The sequence below is a fragment of the Streptomyces sp. NPDC026301 genome (genome assembly GCF_055567935.1).
Genome location: NZ_JBVHPN010000022.1, coordinates 1 through 25,473, shown reverse-complemented (window position 1 = coordinate 25,473; position 25,473 = coordinate 1). Strand labels below are relative to the sequence as shown.

Below are 25,473 nucleotides of genomic sequence, written 5' to 3'. Positions count from 1 at the left end.
CAGTCGGTACGAGGCGCGCCGGCGCACCACGAAGCCCGGCTTCCCGGGCAGCACGAAGCCCGGCCGGGCGGCATGCAGACCGGCCGGGCGGCTCGGGCGCCGCGCGGAAGCGGGCGGGCAGGCGGCAGCCCCCGAGGGCGGCCGCCGCCCCCGCTCAGGTCGTCTTCGGGGTGCCCTCGGCCGGAGAGGCCGGAGAGGCCGGAGAGGCCGGAGAGGCCGGAGAGGCCGAGGAGGCCGTGGTGTTCTTCGCCGACGGCTCCGGGGCGCCGCCGTCGGCGCCGTCACCGCTGTCGCCCGTGGCGGCTGCGCCGGGCTTCTGCTCGAAGTCGACCTTCCGCATGTGCTTGTTCATCGACTTCATCAGCAGCCAGACGGCGCCGCCGATGACCGCGAAGACGATGAAGCCGAGGACTCCGGGGGTCACCTTGTTCTCGTCCAGGTCCTTTGCGAGGGGGACGAGATGAGTCATGGCGAGGGTGCTGTTCGCGCTCATCATGAGGTCAATTGTTGCGGATGCCCGCGAAGAGGTCGTCCTCGGGGAGGGAGGTGTCCACCAGAGACTTGGCGAGCTCGTACTCCTCGGTGGGCCAGACCTCCTTCTGGATCTCCATCGGGACGCGGAACCACCCGCCGTCGGGGTCGATCTGCGTGGCGTGCGCGATCAGCGCCTTGTCCCGGATCTCGAAGTAGTCCGCGCACGGGATGTACGTGGTCAGCGTGCGCTCGGCCCGCTCGAAGGACTTCCAGCGCTCCAGCCAGTCGCCGTACGGCGAGTCCATGCCGCGCTCCAGCAGCGCCTCGTGCAGCGCGACCGTGCGGGGGCGGTTGAAGCCCTGGTTGTAGTACAGCTTCAGCGGCTGGTAGGGCTCGCCCGCGTCCGGGTACTTCGAAGCGTCACCGGCCGCCTCGAAGGCCACCATCGTGATCTTGTGCGTCATGATGTGGTCGGGGTGCGGGTAGCCGCCGTTCTCGTCGTACGTCGTGATGACCTGCGGCTTGAACGAACGGATCAGCTTCACCAGCGGCTCGGCCGCGGCCTCGACGTCCTGGAGTGCGAAGCAGCCCTCGGGCAGCGGCGGCAGCGGGTCGCCCTCGGGCAGCCCGGAGTCCACGAAGCCCAGCCACTCCTGCTTGACGCCCAGGATCTCCCGGGCCTCGTCCATCTCCTTCTTGCGCACCTCGTGGATGTGCGCCTCGATGTACGGATCGCCCTGGAGTTTCGGATTGAGGATGTCGCCGCGCTCTCCCCCGGTGCAGGTAGCGACCAGCACGTCCACCCCCTCGGACACGTACTTGGCCATGGTGGCCGCGCCCTTGCTCGACTCATCGTCGGGGTGGGCGTGCACGGCCATCATTCGCAGCTGCTCAGTCAAGACTCGATCCTCAGTCAAGGGTCACGGGACGCCGTTGAACGACGCCTTCTATAGTGACCGAAGCGAGGGGGCAATTAATTCCAGGTTCCCCTTACCAGGAGGAAGATCATGACCGCGGTGCGCGACGGACTGCCCGACGGACGGTACGGCCGTACCGCCGACGAGCGAGCCGACCGCAAGCTGAAGGTCATCGGCGCGGTGCTCGGTGCCGCGCTGGTCGCCGTGGTCGCCTGGTTCGGGATCTCCTACATCACCGGGCAGGACGTCAGCGGCCGCCTGGTCACGTACAAGGTCGTCTCCGACACGGCGGTGCAGGCGCACCTGGAGGTCGTGAAGGACACCGGCGCCACGGGCACGTGCACCCTCCGCTCGCAGTCCGCCGACGGCACCGAGGTCGGCCGCAAGGACGTCCCGGTCGATCAGGCGAAGGGGCAGGTCGACACGGTGATCACGATCCGGACCACGGCCCGGGCGACCAACGCCGAGCTGGTCGGCTGCACGACCTCGGACGCCCCGGGCCGAAACACCTGAAAGCCGGTGGCCGCCAGGCCGCCCCAGGACTCGCCCGGAATCGCCTTCCGGCCCGCCTGACCAGCGGTGACGTGTTTTTTGCGGTTTACCGCTCCCCCTTTTGTGCCGTAATTGTTAGGCTCGTGGTTTCGCCCACCCGAGAAGGCGCAAGCCTTCCTGGTAGGGCGTTTGATTTATCCCCAGTACCGACGAGGAGCACCTGTGACCCAGACCAGCGACAACGTCACCTGGCTGACCCAGGAGGCGTACGACCAGCTCAAGGCCGAGCTGGAGTACCTGTCTGGTCCCGCACGCGCCGAGATCACCGAAAAGATCGCGGCGGCCCGCGAGGAAGGTGACCTGAAGGAGAACGCCGGGTACCACGCGGCCAAGGAGGAGCAGGGCAAGCAGGACCTCCGGATGCGCCAGCTCAAGCAGCTGCTGGAGACCGCGAAGGTCGGCGAGGCGCCCTCCACCGCCGGTGTCGTGGCCCCCGGCACGGTCGTCACCATCGCGTTCGACGGAGACCCGGACGACACGCTGACGTTCCTGCTGGCCTCGCGGGAGTACGCGAGCTCGGACATCGAGACCTACTCCCCGCAGTCCCCGCTGGGCACCGGGGTCAACGGCAAGAAGATCGGCGAGACCGCGGAGTACGAGCTGCCCAACGGCAAGAAGGCGGCCGTGAAGATCCTGGAGGCCAAGCCCTACACGGGCTGAGCCCCACGGACCACGGCCACCACGGCCGCGCCCGCGACGCGCGGCGGCCGCCCAGCAGCATCGAAGGGGCCCGGATCGGCAGAGCTGATCCGGGCCCCTTCGACGTACCCCGCATGCGGCGCCGACGTACCCTCACGCGCCCGTCGACGTACCTGTACGAGGCGTCGACCCACCCGCACACGGCGCACGCCGCGCCCGCTCAAGCCGTCGCCGACCGGTACTTCCGTACCGCCAGCGTGCGGAAGACCGCGATGATGACGACCGACCACAGCACCGAGGCCAGGATCGGGTGCTGCATGGGCCAGGCGTCCGGCACCGGATAACCGGCCGGCAGATTGCCGAACAGATCGCGCGCGGCCTGCACCGTGGCGCTGAACGGGTTCCACTCGGCGATGTGCCGCAGGAACGCCGGCATGGAGTCCGAGGGCACGAACGCGTTCGAGACGAAGGTCAGCGGGAACAGCCAGATCAGGCCGCCGGAGGTCGCCGCCTCCGGGGTCCGCACGGAGAGCCCGATCAGCGCGCCGATCCACGAGAAGGCGTACCCCAGCAGGAGCAGCAGGCCGAATCCGGCCAGTACCTTGCCGAGGTTCTCGTGCGTGCGCCAGCCGATGATCAGCGCGACGGCCGCGAGCACGACGAGGGTGAGCGCCGTCTGTACGAGGTCGGCGAGCGTGCGCCCGGTGAGGACCGCGCCGCGGGCCATCGGCAGCGACCGGAAGCGGTCGATGAGGCCCTTGTGCATGTCGTCCGCGATGCCCGCGCCCGCGCCCGCCGTGGCGAAGGTGACGGTCTGCGCGAAGATGCCCGCCATCAGGAAGGCGCGGTACTGCTCCGGGTCGATCGGCCCCTGCTGGCCCGGCAGCTGGATCGCGCCGCCGAAGACGTAGCTGAACAGCACCACGAACATGATCGGCTGCACCAGACCGAAGATCACCATCTCCGGGATGCGCAGCATCCTGATGAGGTTGCGCCTGGCGACCACGAGCGAGTCCCGTACGGACTGCCCGACACCGCCCTGCGGCTGCGGCGCACCGGCCCGCCGGGACGCTTCCGTGATGATGCTCATGCGCCCTCCTCCTCTTCCGCCGGGATCTCGGCCGCGTGGCCGGTCAGCGAGATGAAGACGTCGTCCAGGGTCGGCCGGCGCAGCCCGATGTCGTCGATCTCGACGCCCCGGGCGTCCAGCTCACGGATGACCTCGGCGAGCAGCTTCGCGCCGCCGCTGACCGGCACGGTGATCCTGCGGGTGTGCGGCTCGACCTTCGTCGCGCCCTTGCCGAAGCCGCGCAGCACCTCGTCGGCGGTGCCCAGCTGCTCGGGCGTGTGCACGACGACCTCGACGCGTTCGCCGCCGGTCTGTGCCTTGAGCTGGTCGGACGTGCCGCGTGCGATGACCCGGCCGTGGTCGACCACGCAGATGTCGTGCGCGAGGTGGTCGGCCTCTTCGAGGTACTGGGTGGTGAGCAGCAGCGTCGTGCCGCCCGCGACCAGCTCCTGGATGACGTCCCACAGCTGCTGGCGGTTGCGCGGGTCCAGGCCGGTGGTCGGCTCGTCCATGAACATCACGGGCGGGCTGACGACCAGCGCTGCGGCCAGGTCCAGCCGGCGCCGCATACCGCCGGAGTAGGTCTTCGCGGGCCGGTCCCCCGCGTCGGCGAGGTGGAACCGGTCGAGCAGTTCGCCGGCCCGCGCCTTCGCCGCCTTCGCGCCCATCTGGTACAGCCGGCCGACCATCGTGAGGTTCTCGCGGCCGGTCAAGTACTCGTCCACGGCGGCGAACTGGCCGGACAGGCCGATCGCGCGCCGCACTTCGTTGGGGTGTTTCAGTACGTCGATCCCGGCCACCTCCGCCGTGCCGCTGTCGGGCCGCAGCAGGGTCGTCAGGACCCGGACGGTGGTGGTCTTGCCGGCGCCGTTCGGGCCGAGCAGACCGAGGACGGTTCCTTCGGGGACGTCGAGGTCGACGCCGTCCAGAGCCCTGACTTCGCCGAAGGTCTTCACGAGACCCTCGGCGTGAATAGCGCCTGGCATGGAGGCACTCCCGGGGTTGGGTTTCGAGGGAAATCTTACGTTTGCCGGGCTTCACCCGCTCGGCGGACGGCCGGCTCACAGGACGGCACGATTGCGCCACAGGACGGGACCGTTCCGGCGCGGCTTTCAGCGACCGTTCCACGGATGTTACCGACGCACGCGATACATCGCGATACCCGTACGGGTTCGCGTACCCCTCTCCTCCGCGCACTCTCCCGAGTACTCCCGGGCACTCCCGGGCACCCATGCGCAACGGCTGACGCCCCAAAGGACATCGGCCGCAGCATGCATATGTCGTGTCCTGGCGTGCGCGCCAGGACGGTGAACGGTACGAGATCAGGCGATGACCGTGTATCCGGCCTCGCGGAGCGCCGTGCCGACCTCCGTGCAGTGCTCCGGCCCCTGCGTCTCCAGGTGCAGTTCGACCTCGGCCTCCGTGATGCCGAGCCGCGGATCGGTCCGTACGTGGCTCACGTCGAGCACATTGGCGTCCGCCTCGGACAGCACGCCCAGCAGCGTCGCGAGCGCGCCCGGGCGGTCCGTCAGCCGCAGCCGCAGCGACAGATAGCGACCGGCCGCCGCCATGCCGTGCCGCAGGATGCGCTGCGTGAGCAGCGGGTCGACGTTGCCGCCGGAGAGCACCGCGACCACCGGTCCCTGGAACGCCTCCGGCTCCGACAGCAGCGCCGCGACCGGGCTCGCGCCGGCCGGCTCCACGACCATCTTCGCCCGCTCCAGGCAGAGCAGCAGGGCGCTGGAGAGCGCGTCCTCGGAGACCGTACGGACCTCGTCGACCAGCTCGCCGATGATCCCGAACGGCACGTCGCCCGGCCGCCCGACCTTGATCCCGTCCGCCATCGTCGTCGGCGACTCGATGGAGACCGGGCGCCCGGCGGCCAGCGAGGGCGGGTACGCGGCGGCGCCGGCCGCCTGCACGCCGATGACCCGCACGTCGGGACGTACCGCCTTCACGGCGACCGCGACGCCCGCGGCGAGCCCGCCGCCCCCGATGCCGACCACGATCGTGCGGACCTCGGGGCACTGCTCCAGGATCTCCAGGCCGACCGTGCCCTGTCCGGCGATGATGTCGCGGTGGTCGAAGGGGTGGATGAAGACCGCGCCCGTCTCGCGCGCGTACTCCTGCGCGGCGGCCAGCGTCTCGTCGACGACCTGACCGTGCAGCCGCACCTCGGCGCCGTAGTCGCGGGTCGCGGCGACCTTGGGCAGCGGGGCCCCTTCGGGCATGAAGACGGTCGAGCGGACGCCCAGCAGGGACGCGGCCAGCGCCACCCCCTGCGCGTGGTTACCGGCGCTCGCCGCCACCACTCCGCAGGAACGTTCCTCCGCAGAGAGCCCCGCGATCCGCACGTACGCACCGCGGATCTTGAACGAGCCGGTGCGCTGGAGGTTCTCGCACTTGAAGTGCACCGGCGCGCCCACCAGCCCGGACAGGTAACGGCTGCCCTCCATGGCGGTGGACCGGCTCACCCCGGAGAGCAGCTTCTGCGCGCCGATGATGTCGTCAAGCGTGACGGCGGGAAGCACCCCTGTGTCTGCGGCGGCCTGCGAAGCGGCGGCGGCCGCCTCGGAACCGGTGGTCCCGGATGCGGCGGAAGCGGGCGTCTGCGGCGTGTGATCGGCCATGGCGCCAGTCTTACAGCTCACGCCGCCGCGGGCGCCCGCGGCCCGGAGAGCCGCCCCGCGGCCGTACATCTTTGGTCAGCGCCGGTACGGTCCCCGCGCGGGCCGCGTACTCTGTCCCCCAATCCGTACGCACCCCCATGAAGCGAGCATCCGGCCATGCCCACCTCTTCGGACATGACGACCCACACCGATCCCGCTCTCCTTGACGCGCTGCAACATCAAGTGGCCGTCTTCGCCCGTCGCGCCGAACAGAGCCGGCTCGGCGGGGTCGGGCAGGCGCGCAACTCCATGGACCGCGCCGCCTACCTGCTGCTCAACCGGCTCGACCAGGAAGGCGCGATGGGCGTCAAGGCCCTCGCCGCGGGCATGGGCATCGACTCCTCGACCGTCACCCGCCAGGTCGCGCCGCTGGTCGACGCGGGGCTGGTCACCCGCGCCTCGCACCCCGAGGACGGGCGCGCGGTCGTCCTGCAGCTCTCCGAGCGCGGCCGGGCCCGCCTGGAGGAGGTACGCGCGTCACGCCGCGAGCTGATGGCGCTGGTCACGGAGGAGTGGAGCGAGGAGGAGCGCAACGCCTTCACCACGCTCCTGACCCGCTTCAATGTCTCCCTCTCGACGGTGACGGCGTCACTGTCCCCGGGGGCGCCGGCGTCCTGAGCGACGCCCGGACACGTGCAGTACCGGCGTCCTGAGCGACGCCCGGACACGTACGGTGCCGGCTTCCTGAGCGACGCCCTGAAGCGTGCGGTGCCGGCTTCCTGAGCCGAGCCGCGCCGGCCCTCGGGCCGCGCCCGCCCGCCGCACGCCTCTTGACCCCGTGCCCCGCGCTGCCGTGCCATGGAGCCATGGCCGGGCCATCGGGTCCGCGAGCCGGGAGGCGCTGTGCGAGAGCGGCGGGCTGCACTGGAGCACCGCCGCGCCCAGGAATTCGAAGCCTTCGTGGCGGGCGCGGCGGGTCGGTTACTGCGCACGGCCACGCTGCTGACGGCCGAACCGCCCGGCGTCCCCGCACCCGCCGCCGAAGAACTGCTGACCGTCGCGCTGGCCCGCACGTACGCGTCCTGGGACCGGCTGCGCGGCGAGGACCCCTACGACCGCACCCGCCAGGAGCTGGCCGGGCACTTCGCCCGTACGGCGTGGCGCCACCGGCGGGCGCGCGGCGGCCTGCTGGACCGGCTCACCCCGCAGGAACGGCTGGTTCTCGTCCTGCGGCTGTACGAGGGCATCGCCGAGGAGCAGACCGCGGCCTTACTGGGACTGCCCGCCGAACGCGTACACGCGCTGTGCCTACGGGCGGTCGCCGAGATGCGCAGCACGAGGCCGGGTACCCGGCGCGGCACCGGACCGCCGTCCGCCGCCGCGGGGGCCGGGGCGGTGGCTCCGTGAGCCCGCGCGCCGCGGCCGGGGCGGTGGCAACGTGAGCCCGCGCGCCGCGGCCGGGGCGGTGGCGACGTGAGCCCGCCCGACCGCAAGGAGGCGGAGGTGCGGCGGATGCTCGACGGGCCGCACCCCCTCGTCCCGCCCGACCTCGCGCTGCGGGCCGCCGCGCGCGGGCGCCGACTGCTGTCGCGGCGGCGCCGACTGGAGCGGGCCGGCTGGCTGCTGCTGTTCCTGGCGGCCGCGGCATTCACGCTCTGGGCCGTCACCCAGCAGCCGTGGATGCCCCCGCCGACGCGTACGACACCGCCGCTGGAGGGGTGGTGACGAGGACGGGGTGACCCGAATCCGCCGGGCCCCGGCCGGGCCCATGTGCGGCGCCCGGCCGGTGCGTACAGCGCGGTGCCTAGCCCAGCGCCTGTGTCAGGTCCGCGAGCAGGTCGTCGACGGACTCGATGCCGACCGACAGGCGTACGAGGTCCGCCGGCACCTCCAGCGCGGAGCCCGCCGCCGAGGCGTGCGTCATCCGGCCCGGGTGCTCGATCAGCGACTCCACGCCGCCCAGCGACTCGCCCAGCGTGAACAGCTGCGCCCGGTCGCAGACGTCCACCGCGGCCTGCTCCCCGCCCGCGACCTGGAAGGACACCATGCCCCCGAAGGACCGCATCTGCTTGGCGGCGGTCTCGTGGCCGGGGTGGTCCGGGAGGCCCGGGTAGTACACCTTGGTCACCTTCGGGTGCGCGGCCAGCAGCTCGGCGACCCGCGCCGCGTTGGCGCTGTGCCGGTCCATCCGTACGGCGAGCGTCTTGATGCCGCGCATGACCAGCCACGCGTCGAACGGCCCGGCGATCGCGCCCATCGCGTTCTGGTGGAAGGCCAGCTCCTCGCCCAGCGCGTCGTCGTCGACGACCAGCGCGCCGCCCACCACGTCGGAGTGGCCGCCCATGTACTTGGTCGTCGAGTACACGACCACGTCGGCGCCGAGTGCGAGCGGCTGCTGGAGGTAGGGGCTGGCGAAGGTGTTGTCCACGACGAGCTTCGCGCCCGCGGTGCGCGCGACGTCGGCGAGGGCGGCGATGTCGGTGATGCCGAGCAGCGGGTTGCTGGGCGTCTCGACCCAGATGGCCTTCGTACGCGGCCGGATGGCCTCCCGTACGGCCCGCGGGTCGGAGGAGGAGGCGACCGACCATTCCACGCCCCAGCGCTCGGCGACCTTGGCGAAGAGGCGGAACGTGCCGCCGTACGCGTCATCGGGGATGACGACGTGGTCACCGGGGACGAGCAGGGTCCGCAGCAGGCAGTCCTCGGCGGCGAGGCCGGAGGCGAAGGCGAGGCCGCGGCGGCCGCCGTCCAGGGCCGCGAGGTTCTCCTCCAGGGCCGTACGGGTCGGGTTCGCGCTGCGGCTGTACTCGTAACCGCCGCGCAGCCCGCCCACGCCGTCCTGCTTGTAAGTGGAAACCTGGTAGATGGGCACCGCTACCGCGCCGGTCGCCTGGTCGGGCTCCTGACCTGCGTGAATAGCGAGAGTTTCGAAGTGCTGGTGGCGCTGTCCGCGCTGATCACTCATGGCTGACGAGGGTAGTCCTCCACAGGCGCGCACGCGGTCAGGAACTTTCTGCTTCGCTGGAGAGTGGAAAGAGAACAAGACACCGTGCCGCCGGACCTCACCTCCGCCCGACACGACCGACACGACCGACCCGGCCGACTCCCGCTCGGCCGACCCATCGGTCGACCTATCGGTCGCCCCGACCGACCGCCCGACCGACCGACCGACCTGGGAACGACTGACTGCTCATGGACGTACTGCTCGCCCTCATCGCCCTCCTCGCGATCGCGGGGCTGATCGGCTATCCCCTGGCGCGGCGCCGGCGCGCGCTCCAGCAGGCCGGGCAGGGCCTGGCATCGGTCGCCGACCCGATGGCGGGCTACGGCTTCGTCCCGGCCGAGCAGCTGGACGCACGGCTGCCCGGGCCCGACCCGGAACTGACGGAGGCGCTGGCGGAGATCGCCCGCACGCAGGACTGGCGGCCGGCGTCCCGGCTGCTGGCCGGGACGCCCGAGGGCGACGAGCGGCGGTGGCAGCGCGTGCAGTCGCTGGCGGGCGCCGCGGCGTTCGCGTCGGCGCACGAGGGGGACGGTGCGCCGAGTGCGCACAGCGATGCGCCGGGCGGGTCCCGGGGCGGCATCTGGCTGCGCACGTGGCGCTCCGAGGCCCCCAAGGACTCCGGCGGCGCCCAGTCGCACGCCCAGTTCCTGGTCGTCCAGGCCATGCGCGACCCCGGCTCGCAGGACTTCCGCATGATCCTGGAAGAGGCCCGCACGGTCTGCGGCGAGGCCACCCTCCTCGCCCCCGGCAGCCCGGTCCCGTACATCATCGAACTGGCCGTGGCCCGCGGCCTCGGCGACCGCCGCCCCGATTACGAAGAGCTCTGGTCCAAGGTGATCCAGCGCGCCCCGCACCACATGGGCGCGCATCTGGCCGCGCTGCCGTACTGGTCGGAGAAGTGGCACGGCTCCAAGGAGGACGCCGACGCGTTCACCGAACGCGCGGCCGCGGGCGCCCCCGCGAAGTCGCTCCTGCCCGCCCTTCCGCTCTTCTCCGTCTTCGACCACCTCCCCGAGGCCAACATGGTCCGCAGCCTCTTCCAGAGCGCGGTCGTCGAACGGGCCGTCGAGGGGGCGCACTACGCACTGCGCCAGGCCCCCGCCGACCACCCGGTGGCGCCGCACGTCCGCCACCTCCTCATCTGGTTCCTCGTCCAGGCGGAGCGGTACGCCGAGGCCATGGAGCAGCTGCGCCTGGTGGACGGCCACGTCGGCGCGATGCCCTGGTCGTACCACCCCCAGCCGGCCGCCGCGTACGCCACCTACCGCGCCCTCGCCGTAGCCGGCTGGGAGTCCCAGGGCGGCACCCCCGCGACACTGCCCCCGGACCACCCCCCGTTCTGACCGGAATTCCCCACGCGCCCGGAACGTTTACCGGTCGACACTCCACCCGCCGCCCAACACCCCCTCCGTCGTCCCCGTACTCCGTCCCCGTCCTCCATCCTTCGTCCTTCGTCCCTCCGGAGCCTGATCACGATGCTGTTCTCCCGCTTCAAGAACCACCTCCCCTCCGCCGACGAGGCACTGAAGGGCCGCCCCGAGCCGGAGTTCACGGTCCCCGACCGCCACACCGTCCTCGGCAACGCCCTGCTCGGCCCTTACCCGGAGGGCCTGGAGATCGCCGACTTCGGGCTGGGCTGCTTCTGGGGCGCCGAGCGCAAGTTCTGGCAGACCGACGGCGTATGGACCACCCTCGTCGGCTACCAGGGCGGCCACACTCCGAACCCCGCGTACGAAGAGGTCTGCAGCGGCCACACCGGCCACACGGAAGCCGTCCGCGTCGTCTTCGACCCGTCGAAGGTCTCCTACGCCACCCTCCTCAAGGTCTTCTGGGAGTCCCACGACCCCACCCAAGGCTTCCGCCAGGGCAACGACGTCGGCACGCAGTACCGCTCCGCGATCTACACCCACTCCCCCGCCCAACAGCAGACCGCCGAAGCCTCCCGCGAGGCCTACCAAAAGGTCCTCACCGCATCCGGCTACGCCGACATCACCACCGAACTCCTCCCGGCCGGCCCCTTCTACCCGGCCGAGCCCTACCACCAGCAGTACCTCGACAAAAACCCCGCAGGCTACTGCGGCATCGGCGGCACGGGCGTCTCCTGCCCGGTGGGAGTGGCTCAGGCGGAGGGCTGAGAGGGCTGTGGAGATTGCGGGGTGAGGGCTCCCGTGGGGCTGATGTGGGCTTCGGCCGGAGTGCGGTGTTCGTAGAGGGTGTAGTAGGCCGCGCCGATCGTGTCTGCTGCGGTCGGGGACGTCGGTGGGGACGTCATCGTGATTGTGGCTGTGTGGATGTTGTGGGGGGCCAGTTCGGCGTGGAGGGTTTGGGCGTAGTTGCGGAGGGCGGCCATGGCCAGGCCGGCGTTGGCCAGGGAGGGGGTGGGGACCGTCGCCGCGGCGCCGGTGGTGACGAGTAGCGTGCCGGAGCCGCGGGCGAGCATGTCCGGGAGTACCTGGCCCACGGCGGTGATCGCGCCCAGGACGTACAGGTCGAACTGGGCGGACGCCGAGGCGGCGGTGGTCTGCGCGGCGTGCGTGACCGGGCCTGAGGGGCCGGGGGCGTAGTCCAGTACGTCGGCGGGGCCCAGCGTCTCGGTCGCCTGCGCGAGCGCGGCGGCCAGCGCGTCGCGGTCGCGGATGTCCGCGGGGAACGCGGCGGCGGGGATGTCCAGCCCGGCCAGCTCGGCGACCTGGGCGTCCAGCCGGTCCTTCGTACGGGCGACGAGCCCGACCCGGAAGCCGTGGCGCCCGAACGCGCGGGCCACCCCCATGCCCCGACCCGGCCCGGCACCGACCACCACGAGCGTCTTGGCCACCGCTGCTCCTCTCCGCGCCGGCGGCGGGCCCGGAACTGCCGCGGCCGCGCCGGCTGATCACTTGATCACTTGTCAGGTGCGTTTTCTTGGTGTGCCCGCTCCACGCCCGGTGACACCAGACCGTCAACCCCCGGGGTCAAGGGACGGAAGGGGGGAGAAGAGAGGAGAAGGGGGGAGGGGGAGGGTGCCGGGGAATTAGGGCTTGCGGGCCACTAGGGCGTATTGGGCCAGCTGCGGGGGGTCGGTGGGGCTGCCGTCCGGGGTGGGGGTCGGGCGCCAGCGGGTGCAGGAGACCAGGCCGGGTGGGAGGAGGTCCAGGGTCGCGGCGAAGCGGGCGATCTGTTCGCCGGTGCGGGCGGTGATGGGCGGGGTGGCGTTCTCGTTCCAGAAGCGCATGGCCTCGGCGTTGCCCTCGCCGCCCAGTTCGAGGGTGGGGTGGGTGAGGACGAGGTGGCTGCCGGACGGTACGGCGGCGAGCAGCCGGTCCACGGTCCGCTGCGCCCGCTCGGTGTCGAGCACGAAGTTGAGGATGCCGAGGAGCATGATCGCGACGGGCCGGCCGAGGTCGAGAGTCCGGGCGGCCGCGTGGAGGATCGCGTCCGGGTCCTGCGCGTCCGCGTCGATGTAGTCGGTGGCGCCGTCCGGGGCGCTGGTGAGCAGCGCGCGGGCGTGGGTGAGGACGATGGGGTCGTTGTCGACGTAGACGACGCGGGCGTCGGGGGCCACGCGCTGGGCGACTTCGTGGGTGTTGTCGGCGGTGGGCAGGCCGGTACCGATGTCCAGGAACTGGCGGATGCCGGCCCCCGCGAGGTGGCGCACGGCCCGGCCGAGGAACGCGCGGTCGGCGCGTGCCACCTCGCCGATGCTCGGGTACAGGCCGGTGACGTGGTCACCGACCGCGCGGTCGACGGCGTAATTGTCCTTGCCGCCGAGCCAGTGGTTCCAGACCCGGGCGTTGTGCGCGACCCCGGTGTTGATCCGGGACATCGATGTCGGTGTCGATGTCGATGTCGATGTCGATGTCGACGGCGACCTCGACTCCGTGTGTGCGTCGGCGTCCGTCATGCCACCCGCTCCCCTCCCGGCCGGTACCGGCACGTACCGGGCCACCAGTAAGTGACGTAAGTGACGTTACCAGTGGGGGAGTTGAGGCCGGCGAGGCGGCAGGCCCTACCGGCGGCGGTGGTCCAGTCGGGCCCGGTCCGCCGCGGCCGCGCCCTGGTGGAGGCCCTCCGCGTCCCGTACGCCGCGCATCCGTACGGCCGTGGTCTCGGGGAAGAGCGCGCCGGTGCGTTCCTGGACCGCGAGGTCGCGGGCGGCCAGTACCGGCAGCAGGTCCGGCGTGCCCTCGGCGGCCTCGGAGGTGACGTGGTCGGCGGCGTCGGTGAGGCGGTCGCGGATGCGCGAGGCGTATCCGGCGAGGAAGGACTGGCGGAAATCCTTGGTGCGGCGGGATCTGCCGCGGGCGATGGGGGCACCTCCCTGCCCCTTAAGAGCTTGGGGGAGGGTGTCGGCCGCGCGGTTCATGGCCGTGGTGGCCTGGACGAGAAGGGAGGTGTAGAGCAGTTCGGCGGCGTCCAGGTCGGACGGGAAGCCGACGAGGGTGGTGAAGGCGACTTCCGGGGACCAGACCGCCTGGCAGCGGTTGGCGACGGCCACCGCGTCCAGGAGCAGCGCCTTGGCGCTCTCGTACGGGCCCTCGACGCCGATGCGCAGGGTCTCCGGGCCGCCGGTGGGCTCGGCGCCCGCGAGCAGCGCCTCGGAGACGCTGTGCCGGGCCATCAGCTCCTGGGCCTTCGCGGAGAGGGCTTCGGCCTCTTCGGGGAAGGCGGTGGACTCGGCCTTGGCGAGCAGGCCCCGGATGCGGCCGAGGACGCGCGGCTCTCCGGCCGCCGGGGTGCCGGACCCCGCCCCGCGAGTGCCGGACCCCGCCCCGCAAGTGCCGGACCCGGCCGCACCGGCCGCACCGGCCGTGCGCGTGCCCCGCGCCCCCGGCACCGGCCCCGTAGGCGTGACGCGGGGCAGTCGGCCGAGGACCCGCAGTACCTCCAGGACGGCGCAGAGCGCCTCGAAGCGGGTGGTGCGGCGGCGCCGGGCCAGCGCGTCCGGGTAACCGCCGTCGTCCGGCCACCAGACCTCCGCGCCCGCCTCGCGCAGCTGCGCGGGCCAGCGCGGCGGCAGCTCCTCGGCGGGGTAGCGGCGGAGCTCGGCGGCGACGAGGTCGGCGGCCAGCGCGGGCGCCGCGCCCGCGCGCCGTACGAGGCGTACCAGGTCGGCGGGGTGCCAGCCGCCCTCCCAGCAGCCGCGCACGGTCGCCGCCGCGGCGGTCAGCAGGGCCCGGCTCACGGCCTCGGGGCCTGCCGGGTCCGCGCTCAGCGCCGAGGCTCCGGCCTCGACGGCGTCCTCGGCGGCCCTGCCGTCAGCGGCGTACCGGACCGCGCCCAGTACGCGTGCCACGGTCTCCTCGGCGCCGTTCCCGGCCCCGCTCTCCCGGCGCCCGCCGCGCCCGTCGCCCTTGCTGCCCTTGTTGCCCTTGTTGCCCACCGGGTCACTGTACGGACGCGTACGGTGCGGCCGGAAACGACAGCGGGCGGCACTCCGGACCGGTGTCCGGGGTGCCGCCCGCGCACGGCTCGGGGAAGCCGTCGGGTCGGTGAGCTGTCAGGTCGGGCCAGGTCGGGTCGCCCGGGTCACTGCAGGGCGCTGCCCGCCGCCCACTGGGACCAGTCCATGTTCCAGCCGTTCAGGCCGTTGTCGGGCTGGATGGTCTTGTCCGGGGAGTTCTTCATGACGACGACGTCACCGAGGAGGGAGTGGTCGTAGAACCACGCGCCGTCGGTCTTGTCGCTCTTGGCGCCCTTCGCGTCCTCGAGGCCGATGCAGCCGTGGCTGGTGTTGGCCTTGCCGAAGATGCCCTTGCCCCAGTAGTTGCCGTGGATGAAGGTGCCGGAGTTGGACAGCCGCATGGCGTGCGGGACGTCGGGGATGTCGTACTCGCCCTTGCCGTCCTTCTTCTTGAAGCCGACCGTCGAGCCGTCCATGCGGGTCTGGAGGTACTTCTCGGAGATCACCAGCTGACCGTTGTAGGTCGGGTTCTCCGGGCCGCCGGCCGAGATCGGGATCTGCTTGACGGTCCTGCCGTCGCGCACCACGGTCATCTGGTGCGTCTTGGCGTCGACGGTGCTCACCTGGGAGCGGCCCACGTCGAAGCTGACGGTCTTGTCCTGGATGCCCTGCACGCCGGGCGACGCCTCGACGCCGTCCAGGTCGAGGTTCATGGTGACCTTGGAGCCGGCCTTCCAGTACTCCTGCGGGCGGAAGTCCAGGCGGGTGTCGCTGAACCAGTGGCCGACGACCTTCTGGTTGCTGCTCGCCGCGACCTTGATCTTCGACTCGACGGCGGCCTTGTTCTTGACCGGCTTGTCGAAGTTCAGCGACACCGGCATGCCGACGCCGACGGTCGAGCCGTCCTCGGGGGTGAAGTTCCCGATGAAGCTGTTGGTGGGCGAGACGGTGGTGAACGTGGAGTGCTCGACCGCCGTGCGGCCCTTGGAGTCCTCGGCGTGCGCGGTGATCCGGTACTGCGTGGAGCGCTTCAGCGGGGACTGCGGCTTCCAGGACTTGCCGTCGGGCGCGAGCGTGCCGGCCACCTTCTCCTTGGACTCCAGGGAGGTCATGGTGACGTCGGTCAGCTTGCCGTGCGCGACGGTGACCTTGGTGTCGCTGTTGATGCCCGCGTTGTCCGTACCGCTCTTCGGCGCGATCTTGATCGAGGCGTCCGAGGCGTCCTGGGCGGCCGCCCTGTCGACCTGTTCCTGCTTCTGGTGCTGCTGGGGAGGTCCCGAGCCGCCGCTGTCGCCGCTCGCCTTGTCACCACCGCCGCCGCAGGCCGCGAGCGTCAGCGCCCCGCCGAGCAGCGCGGCGGTGGCTATGAAGCCCCTGCGGCGCTTGCTGTCCGTCATCAGTCACTACTCCATTGCTTACTGAACCTGAAGGTTCCCCGAGCCTGACTGGGCACACTTGGTCCCAGTCGCTCCCATGATGAACACCTGTTCCCCATTTCCCGTTCCATTCGCCCGGAAAGTGTGGGAAAGGACACCCGCCGGTACGGGCGGGCGGACACCGCCGGTACGGGCGGGCGGACGGCCGCCCGTACCGGCCCTTCAGGCCCCCGGAGCAGGGCCTCAGGCGAGGTCTTCGTCGTCCCCCGCATCCCCGAGCTCCCACTCCTCGGCCTCGGGGTCGTAGTCGGTCTCCTCGCTGGTCCAGGACGCCTGGGTGAGCTCGACGCCGGGCACGTCGTTGACGAGGTCGAAGGGGTCGACGAGGTGGGCGACGGCCTCGGCCGGCTCCGCCTGGACCGCTTGTCGCGCGTAGCTGCGCTCCCGATCGGACAGGTGGTCCTCGTCGCTGATCCCGTCGAGTGCCGCGCCGGTCAGCAGATCGGGGTCCGTGATCTCCATGATCAGGTCGACGCGCAAGCGGACAAACCGTGATGTGTCACCGTTGTTCATGCCACGGAGCGTAGGCACGTCGGGCCCCTGCCTTCCCCGCGACCCGCGGCTGTTACTAACATCTGCGTAACGGCCAACGCGCCGAGCCGTGAAGGGGGATCGTTCCGTGACCGCACGCCGACCACTGGTGACTGCCGCAGCGGCCGGTTCGGTGCTGATCGCGCTGTGTTTCGTACCGTCGGCGAACGCCACGGCCGAGCACGACGACGGAATGCGGCACTCCGCCGTCCCGGCCGTGGGCCAGGACGTACGGGCCGGTACGGACACGAGTACGGGCACGAGTACCGACACGAGTACGGACCCGACCGCGGGGACCGGTCAGCAGGCGCGCGTCGCCCCCGGTACGCAGGTCGCCGACGGCACGGACGGCGCGCAGGGCACCGGCGAGGTCCGGCTCGCCGACTCCGGCTCCATCGACACGACCCCGTACGCCGTCGGCGGTACGGCCTTCCTCGGCGTCGGGGCCGCCCTGGTCACCCTCGCCGTGCGCCGCTCGCGCGAAACGGCCTGACGGCCGGAACCCGCCGCGCCCTTCGGGGCGATTCGAACGATCACATCCCCCCAGCAGGGGGTTACCCAGAGGGGACGGCGGGGAACCTCCGGCTCCGCGCTCAGGCCAGTCCGCCGGCGCTCAGGCCGGTTCGCCGGTCCTGAGGCCGGTTCGCCGGCGCTCAGGCCAGCTTCCCCGTGACCGACTCCGCGGCCGCGACCAGCCTGCCGCTGCGTACGACGTCGTACGCCGCCGCCAGGTCAGGAGCGAGGAAACGGTCCTCCCCCGGTCCCTGCACGCCCTCGGCCCGTACGGCGTCCAGCACCGCGCGGGTGGCGGGCGACGGGGTCAGCCCGGCGCGCAGCTCCACCGCGCGGGTCGCCGCGTACATCTCGACGGCGACCACCCGGGTCAGGTTGTCGATCGCGGTCCGCAGCTTGCGCGCCGCCGACCAGCCCATCGAGACGTGGTCCTCCTGCATGGCGGAGGACGGGATGGAGTCCACCGAGGCCGGGGCCGCGAGCCGCTTCATCTCGCTGACCAGCGCGGCCTGCGTGTACTGGGCGATCATCAGCCCGGAGTCCACGCCCGGGTCGCCGGCCAGGAAGGCGGGCAGGCCGTGCGAGCGGTTCTTGTCCAGCAGCCGGTCGGTGCGGCGCTCGGCGACCGAGCCGAGGTCCGCGGCGGCGATGGCGAGGAAGTCCAGGACATAGGCGACCGGGGCGCCGTGGAAGTTGCCGTTGGACTCCACCCGGCCGTCCTCCAGGACGACGGGGTTGTCCACGGCGGCCGCCAGCTCGCGCTCGGCGACAAGGAGGGCGTGCGCGAGGGTGTCCCGGCCCGCGCCCGCGACCTGCGGGGCGCAGCGCACGGAGTAGGCGTCCTGGACGCGCGGCGCGTCGTCCTGGTGGTGACCGGTGAGGCCGGAGCCGGCCAGCACCTTGAGCATGTTGGCGGCCGAGGCGGCCTGGCCCGGATGCGGGCGGATGGCGTGCAGCTCGGGCGCGAGGACCTTGTCCGTACCGAGCAGCGCCTCCAGGGAGAGCGCGGCGGTGATGTCGGCCGAGGTGAACAGGCGAGCGAGGTCGGCACAGGCCATCACGAGCATGCCGAGCATCCCGTCGGTGCCGTTGAGGAGGGCCAGGCCCTCCTTCTCGCGCAGCTCGACAGGCTCGATGCCGTGCGCCGCGAGCAGCTCGGCGGAGGGCCGCACGACGCCGTCGGGGCCCTCGGCCTCACCCTCGCCCATCAGGGTCAGCGCGCAGTGCGAGAGCGGCGCGAGGTCGCCGGAGCAGCCGAGCGAGCCGTACTCGTGGACGACCGGGGTGATGCCCGCGTTCAGCAGCTCCGCCATCGTGTCGACGACCAGGGGGCGTACGCCCGTACGGCCCGAGGCGAGGGTCTTCAGGCGCAGGAACATCAGCGCGCGTACCACCTCGCGCTCGACGCGCGGGCCCATGCCGGCCGCGTGCGAGCGGACGATGTTGCGCTGCAGCTGGGCGCGGAGCTCGGGGCTGATGTGCCGGGTGGCGAGCGCGCCGAAGCCCGTGGAGACGCCGTAGACCGGGTCCGGCTTGGCGGCGAGGTCGTCGATGAAGGCGCGGGAGGCGGCGACGGCCGCGCGCGCGTCGGCGGACACCTCGATCCGGGCGGCGCCACGGGCCACGTCGATGACGTCCTGAGCGGTCGTGCCGGTCGTCCCCAGCACCACGGTGTGCATATCCATATTCAGGCACCCTAGAGAGTGAAAGCGCAGATGTCATCAGCGGGGTGCGGCAGCACCCCTTACCTCGGAGAACGCACGGGCACGGCCCGCCCCGCCTCTTGGTTCAGCGGCGGAAGCGGCGGCGCTCCCCGTGCGGCGCCGCCGGGCCGCGGTCCGGCGCGTCGGCCATGCGGACCACCGGGTCGTCCTCGCCGCCGTCCCGGCCCGCCACCACCGGGCCCGGCGAACGGGCCGCCTTGGCGCGGTACTGCGCGGCGTCCGCCAGCCGGAAGAGGCGGCGCGCCGACCGCACCTCGCCGACCGGGTCGCCGGTGGAGGCGACGCCGACCGCCACGCCCTCACCGAGGTCCAACGCGCCCGCGCGGCGGCACAATTCCGACGCGGCCCGCACCACGTCCCCGGCCGGCGGCCCGACCGCGAGCAGGCAGAACTCGTCGCCGCCGAGGCGGGCCGCGAGGGTGCCCGGCAGTATCGCGCCGCACAGGGACAGCACCGACCCGAACCGCTCCAGCAGGCGGTCGCCCGCCGCGTGCCCCTGGGTGTCGTTCACCCGCTTCAGACCGTTGAGGTCACAGACCGCCAGGCTGACGACCGTGCCGTCGGCCCGGTGCCGCTCCAGCGCCTCGTCCAGCCGCATGTCGACCGCGCGCCGGTTCGCCAGGCCGGTCAGCGCGTCGGTGAAGGCCAGCCTGCGGGCCTCGGCCAGCCGCTCGGTCTGCGCGATGCCGGCCGCCGCCACCGCGGCCAGGACGGTGGCGAAGTCCGCGTCGTTCCGGCCGAAGACCGGCGCGCCGCGCGGCCGGGCCACGTACAGCTCGCCCCAGGCGCGGCCGTGCAGCACGATCGGCGCCACCACGCAGCTGCCCCGGCCGCGGCGGCGCAGCGCGGCCACGCGCTGGTGGCAGTACGAGCCGTCCTCGTGCGGCCCGTCGGCGGTCTCCACCCAGGCGTCGGGCTCGCCGCCGCCGGCCCACCGCTCGTGCAGGAAGCCGACGATCTCGGGGAACTGGTGCACCGGGTAGGACTCGTCGTCCGGGTACTCCTGCTCGCCGTCGGCCAGGTCGCCGACGTTCACCAGGACCCGGAGCCGGCCGAGCTGACGCTCCCAGACGGAGACCGCGGCGAAGGAGCCGCCCAGCGCCCGGCACGCGCCGTGCGCCGCGGCGCGTGCCGACTCCTTGGGGTGGTGCGCCGCGGCCATGGCCTGCGCGAGCGCCACGACGGCCCGCAGCCGGGCGTCGCACCCGTATTCGCTCCCGCCCGCAGCCTCGCCCGTCACTGATCCTCACAATCCGTAACCGTAGGCGCACCTTGACCTTACAGAGTAGGAAGGTTTGCCACGGTCCGCCCCTTATGGGGTTACGGATTGCTAGGGAGAGGGCCCGGGGTCACTCCCCCGGCCAGTCCGGCGTCCGCTTCTCGTTGAAGGCGGCCACGCCCTCGGCCCGGTCGCCGGAGAACGCGACGCTGCGCCAGGCGCCGTCCTCCAGGTCCAGCCCGGTCCGCAGGTCCAGGCCGTGCCCCAGGCGCATGGCGCGCTTGGCGGCGCGCAGCCCGACCGGGGAGTTGCGGGCGATGCGCGCGGCCAGCTCCAGCGCCTGCGTACGGTCCTCGCCCGCGCCGACGAGCTGGTCGACCAGGCCCAACTCGGCGGCCTCGGCGGCCTCGACGCGGCGCGCGGTGAAGACCAGCTCGGCCGCCCGGGCCGCGCCGACCCGGCGCGGCAGCAGCTGCGTACCGCCGCCCCCGGGGATCACGCCGACCGAGACCTCGGGGAGGCCCACGACGGCGGTCGGGTCGGCCACGATCAGGTCGCAGGAGAGCGCCAGCTCGAAGCCGCCGCCGAGCGCGAAGCCGTGCACGGCCGCGATGGTGGGCATCGGCAGCTCCAGTACGCCGGTGTAGGCGGCGCGGGTGTACGGGCGCTGGCGCATCAGGTCGGCGTCGGTGAAGGAGTTGCGCTCCTTGAGGTCGGCGCCGACGCAGAAGGCGCGGTCGTGGGTGGAGGTGAGGACGACGGTGCGTACGGTGCGGTCGGCGGCGAGGGCGTCGCAGGCGGCGGTCAGCGCCTGTGCCATGGCCGTGGAGACGGCGTTCATGGCCTTGGGGCGGTCCATGGCGAGTTCGGCGACGTTCTCGCCGTGTCGCCGGACCGCCACGAAGTCGCCGTATCGCTGTTCCTGCTGGTCGCCCATGGGGGCCGCCCCTCCCGGTTAACGGTCGCTTACGCGGCGATCGTAACCGGGCGGGCCGGCCGCACCGGGCGTCAGGGCCTCGAAGACCGGCGCGTCAGCAGCCACGGCTCGACCACGCCCAGGCCGCGGACCGGGCGTTGCCACATGGGCTGGAGTGCGAAGCGGTACGCGGGGACCGGGCCGTCGCCCTCCTTTTCCGCCGCTGCCGCCTCGGCCTCGGAGACCGGGGCCTCGCCGGTCCGGCTCAGCTCCTCGGCGAACGCCTCGTCGACCAGGACGGTGTCCTTCGGCGCTATGGACGTGAGCCGGCTGGCGAGGTTCACCGTGTTGCCGAAGACGTCGCCCATGCGGGTCGTGACCGTGCCGAAGGCGATGCCCACCCGCAGCTCGGGCATGGTGTCGTCGTGGCTCATGGTCTCGATGAGGCGCAGCCCGATCTCCGCCGCGGTGCCCGCGTCGTCGGCCGAGTACAGCACCTCGTCGCCCAGGGTCTTGATGAGCCGGCCGCCGTGCGCGGCGACCAGGTCGGCAGCCGTGGTCTCGAACGCCTCGACCAGCTCGCCCAGTTCCTCCTCCTCCAGGCGGCGGGTGAGGCGGGTGAAGCCGACCAGGTCGGCGAAGCCGACGGCGAGCCGCCGGTCGACCATCTCGGCGTCGTCCTGGGCCTGCACGACGCGGCCGGTCGAGGCGGCGAGCTGCCGGCGCCAGACGTAGACCAGGAACTCCTCCAGCTCGGGAAGGAGCAGCTCGACCAGCGGGTAGGTGATCTCCGTACGGGTCAGGCCCGAGTCCTGCGGCTCGGTCAGGCCCTCCAGGAAGGAGTCGATCTGCCAGTCGGCGAGCCGGGCGGTGGTCTGCCCGGTCGAGCGGGCGACCTGTACGGCCATCGCCTCGCTCAGCAGTCCGGCCTCCACCAGGCCGGAGAGCCGGCGCAGGGCCAGCACGTCGGCCTCGGTGAGCGCCTTGACCTGGCCGATGTCGGCGAAGCCCATGGCCCGCCAGAAACGGGAGGCCAGGTCCATGGAGACGCCGGCGCTGCGGGCCGCCTGGAACGGCGTGTAGCGCCGTTCGGAGCCGAGGATCAGCTGTTCCAGGCGGATGGCGATGGTGTCGTCGCCGGACTCCCCGTCGGAGCCGTCGGCGGTGTCGGCGTCACGCGGTACCGCTTCCGCGTCGCGCGGTGATGCGCCCGAGTCGTCGAGGGTCACCGCGCCCTCCTCTTCCGATCCCTGCGCACTGCCCTTCCGATCACTGTTCGCCCGCGGCCCGCTGCCGGGCCGATCGCGTCAACGATACGGCAGGTGTGCTCTGGCTCACTCTCCCATTCCACACATAGCGCACCATTCGCAGGTGTGGAATGTCGTCAAGAACCACTCGGCGTCTCCCGTCGCTCCGCTCCGGTCCATTTCCCTGATCTGCGGTGTCCCGTTACTCCGCTTCGCCCGCCGGCCGCAGGTGGACGATGTCGCCCGCCGCTACCGGCAGCTGTACGCCGTCGGCGGTGGCCAGAACCAGCCGTCCGTCGCCGTCCAGCGCCACCGCCTCGCCGCGGATCTCCCGGTCGCCCGGGAGCAGCGCGCGGACCGTGCGGCCGAGTGTCGCGCAGCCCGCCGCGTACGCCTCCTGCAGCCCGCAGGCCGCCGGGTCGCCGCCGGCCGCCTGCCAGTCGCCGTACCACTGCTCCAGCGAGCGCAGTACGGCACGCAGCAGCGGGTCCCGGTCGGTGCCCTGCGCGCCGGCCAGGGCGAGCGAGCCGGCGCCGGGCACCGGGAGCTCGTCGGCGCGCAGCGAGACGTTCAGGCCGATGCCGACGACGACGCCGCCGGCGGCCGCCTCGGCGAGGATGCCGCCCGCCTTGCGCTCCTCCCCGTCGACCGTGACGAGGAGGTCGTTGGGCCACTTCAGCGCGGTGTCCACGCCGGCCGCGCGGGAGAGCGCGGTGGCGGTGGCGACGCCGGCCAGCAGCGGCAGCCAGCCCCACCGGTCCGTGGGCACCTCGGGCTTGAGGTGCACGGAGAAGAAGAGCCCGGAGCGGGGCGGCGCGGACCACTGGCGGTCCAGCCGGCCGCGGCCCGCCGACTGCTCCTCCGCGACGAGCACGCTGCCCGCCGCCGCCTCACCCTTGGCCGCGCGGCCCGCCAGGTCGGTGTTGGTGGAGCCGGTGACCTGGACCACGTCCAGGGAGGTCCACAGGGAGCCGGGGCGTACGAGGGCCGTGCGCAGCGCCGTCGCGTTCAGCGGGGGGCGGTCGAGGTCGGTCCACCGGCCGCCACGGCCTTTGTCAGCATTTCCCGGGTTTCCAGGGCCTTCGGGGTTTACGGGAGGTTGAGGCGTCATGGTGCCCAGCCTAGGAGGCTTTGGGGCCCCGGAGTGTGGCCAACGACGCAGTGCCGCTGAGCAGTGCCGCGGATACGCTACGAATCGGTAGCCAACCCCTGAGCGAAGCGCACCCCGTACGAGCACCAGTCCAGGACGAGCAGGAGCCGCATCCCGATGTCCGAGCCGGAAGCAACCGCTTTGAACAATTCAGGCAGTCACACCACCGCGGGCAAGCTGGCCGATCTTCAGCGACGCATCGAAGAAGCCACGCACGCCGGTTCCGCGCGCGCGGTGGAAAAGCAGCACGCGAAGGGCAAGTTGACCGCCCGTGAGCGGATCGACCTGCTGCTGGACGAAGGATCCTTCGTCGAGCTGGACGAGTTCGCGCGGCACCGCTCCACCGACTTCGGCATGGCGGAGAACCGCCCCTACGGCGATGGCGTGGTCACCGGCTACGGCACCGTCGACGGGCGCCCGGTGGCGGTGTTCTCGCAGGACTTCACGGTCTTCGGCGGCGCGCTGGGCGGCGTGTTCGGCGAGAAGATCGTGAAGGTGATGGACTTCGCGCTGAAGAACGGCTGTCCGGTCATCGGCATCAACGACTCGGGCGGCGCGCGCATCCAGGAGGGCGTGGTCTCGCTCGGCGCGTACGGCGAGATCTTCCGCCGCAACACCCACGCGTCGGGTGTGATCCCGCAGATCTCCCTGGTCGTCGGGCCCTGCGCGGGCGGCGCGGTGTACTCCCCCGCCATCACCGACTTCACGGTCATGGTCGACCAGACCTCGCACATGTTCATCACCGGGCCCGACGTCATCAAGACCGTCACCGGCGAGGACGTCGGCATGGAGGAGCTGGGCGGCGCCCGCACCCACAACGCCACCTCCGGCGTGGCCCACCACATGGCAGGGGACGAGAAGGACGCCGTCGAGTACATCAAGGCGCTGCTGTCCTACCTGCCCTCCAACAACCTCTCCGAGCCGCCCTCCTTCCCCGAGGAAGCGGACCTGGAGACCAGCGACCACGACCGCGAGCTGGACACGCTGATCCCGGACTCCGCCAACCAGCCCTACGACATGCTCTCCGTCATCGAACATGTGCTGGACGACGGCGAGTTCCTGGAGGTCCAGGCGCTGTACGCGCCGAACATGGTCACCGGCTACGGCCGCGTGGAGGGCCACTCGGTGGGCATCGTCGCCAACCAGCCGATGCAGTTCGCCGGCACGCTGGACATCAAGGCGTCCGAGAAGGCCGCCCGCTTCGTGCGCACCTGTGACGCCTACAACATCCCCGTCCTGACCTTCGTGGACGTGCCCGGCTTCCTGCCCGGCACCGACCAGGAGTGGGACGGCATCATCCGCCGCGGCGCCAAGCTGATCTACGCCTACGCCGAGGCCACCGTCCCGCTGATCACGGTCATCACGCGCAAGGCGTTCGGCGGCGCGTACGACGTCATGGGCTCCAAGCACCTGGGCGCCGACCTCAACCTCGCCTGGCCCACCGCCCAGATCGCGGTGATGGGCGCGCAGGGCGCGGTCAACATCCTGCACCGGCGCACCCTCGCCGCCATCGAGGACCCCGCCGCGCAGGAGGCCAAGCGCCAGGAGCTGATCGCCGAGTACGAGGACACCCTCCTCAACCCCTACGCGGCGGCCGAGCGAGGCTACGTCGACGCGGTGATCATGCCGTCCGAGACCCGCCGGCACATCGTCCGCGGCCTGCGCACGCTGCGCAACAAGCGCGAGCAGCTGCCCCCGAAGAAGCACGGCAACATCCCGCTGTAGAGACGCCGGGATCGACTGCTGTGAATCCACTGCTGCAAGGAGGCTGACGGTGATCAAGGTCCTGCGGGGCAACCCGACACCAGAGGAGCTGGCCGCCGCAGTCGCGGTGGTCCAAGCCCGCGCGGCGGCCGCCGCTGCCGCCGCGCCCGGCGGCCGGGACCAGGGCGAGGAGTGGTCCGACCCGGCGTCCCTCGTACCGCGACGGATTCCGCACCCGGGCCCGCGCGCCTGGCGTACCAGCTTCTGGCCGCGCTGACCGGTCGACGTCGCGGGGTGATCCTTCGCGTGTGGCCCCCCAAACCCCCCCGAAAAAAACACACCGCCCAAAAGACACCCTTCGTCCACCTCCCCCCCCCACCCCCCCCAAA

General features: G+C 72.2%; 26 protein-coding genes. 10 read left to right on the top strand and 16 right to left on the bottom strand.

Features of this window, described 5'->3' with window-relative positions; all coding sequences use genetic code 11:
- Positions 1 to 154 precede the first annotated feature (154 nt).
- Together ACZ4MH_RS29920 and mca are read right to left on the bottom strand one after the other, a co-directional pair.
- On the bottom strand, positions 155 to 496 hold the full coding sequence (locus tag ACZ4MH_RS29920; RefSeq protein WP_351596397.1) for an RAMP4 family protein: 342 nt from the start codon (positions 494 to 496) through the stop codon (positions 155 to 157).
- A 4-nt stretch (positions 497 to 500) separates the two neighbouring features.
- Positions 501 to 1,373, bottom strand: coding sequence for a mycothiol conjugate amidase Mca (mca, locus tag ACZ4MH_RS29915; RefSeq protein ID WP_351596394.1), 873 nt, complete (start codon positions 1,371 to 1,373; stop codon positions 501 to 503).
- Positions 1,374 to 1,481: 108 nt separating this feature from the next.
- Between mca and ACZ4MH_RS29910 the strand changes: the two genes are divergently transcribed.
- Entirely contained in the window at positions 1,482 to 1,904 is a 423-nt protein-coding gene (locus tag ACZ4MH_RS29910; protein ID WP_351596391.1) for a DUF4307 domain-containing protein, read from the top strand.
- Between the two features lie 201 nt (positions 1,905 to 2,105).
- Positions 2,106 to 2,603 (top strand): transcription elongation factor GreA, encoded by a 498-nt coding sequence (gene greA, locus ACZ4MH_RS29905; protein WP_351596389.1) that lies wholly within the window; start codon positions 2,106 to 2,108, stop codon positions 2,601 to 2,603.
- 199 nt (positions 2,604 to 2,802) lie between these two features.
- Here the strand turns inward: greA and ACZ4MH_RS29900 are convergent, their stop codons facing one another.
- The 3 genes from ACZ4MH_RS29900 to ilvA all read right to left on the bottom strand — a co-directional run bounded on the left by ACZ4MH_RS29900 (position 2,803) and on the right by ilvA (position 6,281).
- On the bottom strand, positions 2,803 to 3,672 hold the full coding sequence (locus ACZ4MH_RS29900) for an ABC transporter permease (protein ID WP_351596386.1): 870 nt from the start codon (positions 3,670 to 3,672) through the stop codon (positions 2,803 to 2,805).
- Positions 3,669 to 4,637 carry an ATP-binding cassette domain-containing protein gene (locus ACZ4MH_RS29895; RefSeq protein ID WP_351596383.1) on the bottom strand — a complete coding sequence of 323 codons (969 nt, stop codon included), beginning with the start codon at positions 4,635 to 4,637 and terminating at the stop codon, positions 3,669 to 3,671. Before ACZ4MH_RS29895 ends, ACZ4MH_RS29900 begins: the two co-directional genes overlap by 4 nt.
- Positions 4,638 to 4,973: 336 nt before the next feature.
- Positions 4,974 to 6,281, bottom strand: a complete 1,308-nt coding sequence (gene ilvA, locus ACZ4MH_RS29890; protein WP_351596381.1) for a threonine ammonia-lyase — start codon at positions 6,279 to 6,281, stop codon at positions 4,974 to 4,976.
- Positions 6,282 to 6,437: 156 nt separating this feature from the next.
- On the opposite strand from ilvA, the gene ACZ4MH_RS29885 reads away from it, so the two are divergent.
- The 3 genes from ACZ4MH_RS29885 to ACZ4MH_RS29875 all read left to right on the top strand — a co-directional run bounded on the left by ACZ4MH_RS29885 (position 6,438) and on the right by ACZ4MH_RS29875 (position 7,985).
- Positions 6,438 to 6,938, top strand: a complete 501-nt coding sequence (locus ACZ4MH_RS29885) for a MarR family winged helix-turn-helix transcriptional regulator (protein WP_351596379.1) — start codon at positions 6,438 to 6,440, stop codon at positions 6,936 to 6,938.
- Between the two features lie 225 nt (positions 6,939 to 7,163).
- A complete protein-coding gene (locus tag ACZ4MH_RS29880) occupies positions 7,164 to 7,667 on the top strand; it encodes a sigma factor-like helix-turn-helix DNA-binding protein (RefSeq protein WP_351596377.1) in 504 nt (167 codons plus the stop codon).
- Between the two features lie 66 nt (positions 7,668 to 7,733).
- Positions 7,734 to 7,985 (top strand): hypothetical protein, encoded by a 252-nt coding sequence (locus ACZ4MH_RS29875; protein WP_467754777.1) that lies wholly within the window; start codon positions 7,734 to 7,736, stop codon positions 7,983 to 7,985.
- Between the two features lie 79 nt (positions 7,986 to 8,064).
- Here ACZ4MH_RS29875 and ACZ4MH_RS29870 read toward each other — a convergent pair whose 3' ends face one another.
- On the bottom strand, positions 8,065 to 9,225 hold the full coding sequence (locus ACZ4MH_RS29870) for a cystathionine gamma-synthase (protein ID WP_351601634.1): 1,161 nt from the start codon (positions 9,223 to 9,225) through the stop codon (positions 8,065 to 8,067).
- Positions 9,226 to 9,452: 227 nt separating this feature from the next.
- On the opposite strand from ACZ4MH_RS29870, the gene ACZ4MH_RS29865 reads away from it, so the two are divergent.
- Together ACZ4MH_RS29865 and msrA are read left to right on the top strand one after the other, a co-directional pair.
- Entirely contained in the window at positions 9,453 to 10,607 is a 1,155-nt protein-coding gene (locus ACZ4MH_RS29865) for a hypothetical protein (protein ID WP_351601631.1), read from the top strand.
- Positions 10,608 to 10,739: 132 nt separating this feature from the next.
- Positions 10,740 to 11,399 carry a peptide-methionine (S)-S-oxide reductase MsrA gene (gene msrA, locus ACZ4MH_RS29860; RefSeq protein ID WP_351601628.1) on the top strand — a complete coding sequence of 220 codons (660 nt, stop codon included), beginning with the start codon at positions 10,740 to 10,742 and terminating at the stop codon, positions 11,397 to 11,399.
- Here the strand turns inward: msrA and ACZ4MH_RS29855 are convergent.
- The 5 genes from ACZ4MH_RS29855 to ACZ4MH_RS29835 all read right to left on the bottom strand — a co-directional run bounded on the left by ACZ4MH_RS29855 (position 11,384) and on the right by ACZ4MH_RS29835 (position 16,593).
- Entirely contained in the window at positions 11,384 to 12,079 is a 696-nt protein-coding gene (locus ACZ4MH_RS29855; RefSeq protein WP_351601625.1) for an SDR family NAD(P)-dependent oxidoreductase, read from the bottom strand. The two genes, msrA and ACZ4MH_RS29855, sit on opposite strands and share 16 nt — an antisense overlap.
- 195 nt (positions 12,080 to 12,274) lie before the next feature.
- Positions 12,275 to 13,066, bottom strand: a complete 792-nt coding sequence (locus ACZ4MH_RS29850; RefSeq protein WP_351601622.1) for an SAM-dependent methyltransferase — start codon at positions 13,064 to 13,066, stop codon at positions 12,275 to 12,277.
- 183 nt (positions 13,067 to 13,249) lie between these two features.
- Positions 13,250 to 14,623, bottom strand: coding sequence for a DUF2786 domain-containing protein (locus ACZ4MH_RS29845; protein WP_467754776.1), 1,374 nt, complete (start codon positions 14,621 to 14,623; stop codon positions 13,250 to 13,252).
- A gap of 146 nt (positions 14,624 to 14,769) precedes the next feature.
- The gene (locus tag ACZ4MH_RS29840; RefSeq protein WP_351602006.1) at positions 14,770 to 16,041 is read right to left on the bottom strand and encodes a L,D-transpeptidase; all 1,272 of its coding nucleotides are present in this window, start codon (positions 16,039 to 16,041) and stop codon (positions 14,770 to 14,772) included.
- A gap of 222 nt (positions 16,042 to 16,263) precedes the next feature.
- Positions 16,264 to 16,593 carry a hypothetical protein gene (locus ACZ4MH_RS29835; RefSeq protein ID WP_351602009.1) on the bottom strand — a complete coding sequence of 110 codons (330 nt, stop codon included), beginning with the start codon at positions 16,591 to 16,593 and terminating at the stop codon, positions 16,264 to 16,266.
- 106 nt (positions 16,594 to 16,699) lie between these two features.
- Between ACZ4MH_RS29835 and ACZ4MH_RS29830 the strand changes: the two genes are divergently transcribed.
- Entirely contained in the window at positions 16,700 to 17,104 is a 405-nt protein-coding gene (locus ACZ4MH_RS29830) for a hypothetical protein (protein WP_351602011.1), read from the top strand.
- A gap of 160 nt (positions 17,105 to 17,264) precedes the next feature.
- On the opposite strand, the gene hutH is transcribed toward ACZ4MH_RS29830, so the two are convergent.
- From hutH to ACZ4MH_RS29805, 5 genes are all read right to left on the bottom strand, one after another.
- Positions 17,265 to 18,809: a histidine ammonia-lyase gene (gene hutH / locus ACZ4MH_RS29825; protein WP_351602013.1), complete on the bottom strand. Its 1,545-nt coding sequence runs from the start codon at positions 18,807 to 18,809 to the stop codon at positions 17,265 to 17,267.
- 103 nt (positions 18,810 to 18,912) lie between these two features.
- Entirely contained in the window at positions 18,913 to 20,010 is a 1,098-nt protein-coding gene (locus tag ACZ4MH_RS29820) for a GGDEF domain-containing protein (protein WP_467754786.1), read from the bottom strand.
- A 187-nt stretch (positions 20,011 to 20,197) separates the two neighbouring features.
- Positions 20,198 to 21,004, bottom strand: a complete 807-nt coding sequence (locus tag ACZ4MH_RS29815; RefSeq protein WP_351590952.1) for an enoyl-CoA hydratase/isomerase family protein — start codon at positions 21,002 to 21,004, stop codon at positions 20,198 to 20,200.
- A 71-nt stretch (positions 21,005 to 21,075) separates the two neighbouring features.
- Positions 21,076 to 22,212 carry an adenylate/guanylate cyclase domain-containing protein gene (locus tag ACZ4MH_RS29810; RefSeq protein WP_351590949.1) on the bottom strand — a complete coding sequence of 379 codons (1,137 nt, stop codon included), beginning with the start codon at positions 22,210 to 22,212 and terminating at the stop codon, positions 21,076 to 21,078.
- A 220-nt stretch (positions 22,213 to 22,432) separates the two neighbouring features.
- The gene (locus ACZ4MH_RS29805) at positions 22,433 to 23,341 is read right to left on the bottom strand and encodes a biotin--[acetyl-CoA-carboxylase] ligase (RefSeq protein WP_351590946.1); all 909 of its coding nucleotides are present in this window, start codon (positions 23,339 to 23,341) and stop codon (positions 22,433 to 22,435) included.
- Between the two features lie 156 nt (positions 23,342 to 23,497).
- On the opposite strand from ACZ4MH_RS29805, the gene ACZ4MH_RS29800 reads away from it, so the two are divergent.
- Positions 23,498 to 25,105, top strand: a complete 1,608-nt coding sequence (locus tag ACZ4MH_RS29800; protein WP_351590943.1) for an acyl-CoA carboxylase subunit beta — start codon at positions 23,498 to 23,500, stop codon at positions 25,103 to 25,105.
- 49 nt (positions 25,106 to 25,154) lie between these two features.
- Entirely contained in the window at positions 25,155 to 25,361 is a 207-nt protein-coding gene (locus ACZ4MH_RS29795) for an acyl-CoA carboxylase epsilon subunit (RefSeq protein WP_351590940.1), read from the top strand.
- Positions 25,362 to 25,473 lie beyond the last annotated feature (112 nt).

Coding starts and splice junctions, on each gene's coding strand:
- ACZ4MH_RS29920 (WP_351596397.1), bottom strand. CDS start 496: ATGATGAGCGCGAACAGCACCCTCGCCATGACTCATCTCGTCCCCCTC.
- ACZ4MH_RS29910 (WP_351596391.1), top strand. CDS start 1,482: ATGACCGCGGTGCGCGACGGACTGCCCGACGGACGGTACGGCCGTACC.
- ACZ4MH_RS29900 (WP_351596386.1), bottom strand. CDS start 3,672: ATGAGCATCATCACGGAAGCGTCCCGGCGGGCCGGTGCGCCGCAGCCG.
- ACZ4MH_RS29895 (WP_351596383.1), bottom strand. CDS start 4,637: ATGCCAGGCGCTATTCACGCCGAGGGTCTCGTGAAGACCTTCGGCGAA.
- ilvA (WP_351596381.1), bottom strand. CDS start 6,281: ATGGCCGATCACACGCCGCAGACGCCCGCTTCCGCCGCATCCGGGACC.
- ACZ4MH_RS29885 (WP_351596379.1), top strand. CDS start 6,438: ATGCCCACCTCTTCGGACATGACGACCCACACCGATCCCGCTCTCCTT.
- ACZ4MH_RS29870 (WP_351601634.1), bottom strand. CDS start 9,225: ATGAGTGATCAGCGCGGACAGCGCCACCAGCACTTCGAAACTCTCGCT.
- ACZ4MH_RS29865 (WP_351601631.1), top strand. CDS start 9,453: ATGGACGTACTGCTCGCCCTCATCGCCCTCCTCGCGATCGCGGGGCTG.
- msrA (WP_351601628.1), top strand. CDS start 10,740: ATGCTGTTCTCCCGCTTCAAGAACCACCTCCCCTCCGCCGACGAGGCA.
- ACZ4MH_RS29850 (WP_351601622.1), bottom strand. CDS start 13,066: ATGTCCCGGATCAACACCGGGGTCGCGCACAACGCCCGGGTCTGGAAC.
- ACZ4MH_RS29840 (WP_351602006.1), bottom strand. CDS start 16,041: ATGACGGACAGCAAGCGCCGCAGGGGCTTCATAGCCACCGCCGCGCTG.
- ACZ4MH_RS29835 (WP_351602009.1), bottom strand. CDS start 16,593: ATGAACAACGGTGACACATCACGGTTTGTCCGCTTGCGCGTCGACCTG.
- hutH (WP_351602013.1), bottom strand. CDS start 18,809: ATGGATATGCACACCGTGGTGCTGGGGACGACCGGCACGACCGCTCAG.
- ACZ4MH_RS29820 (WP_467754786.1), bottom strand. CDS start 20,010: ATGGCCGCGGCGCACCACCCCAAGGAGTCGGCACGCGCCGCGGCGCAC.
- ACZ4MH_RS29815 (WP_351590952.1), bottom strand. CDS start 21,004: ATGGGCGACCAGCAGGAACAGCGATACGGCGACTTCGTGGCGGTCCGG.
- ACZ4MH_RS29805 (WP_351590946.1), bottom strand. CDS start 23,341: ATGACGCCTCAACCTCCCGTAAACCCCGAAGGCCCTGGAAACCCGGGA.
- ACZ4MH_RS29800 (WP_351590943.1), top strand. CDS start 23,498: ATGTCCGAGCCGGAAGCAACCGCTTTGAACAATTCAGGCAGTCACACC.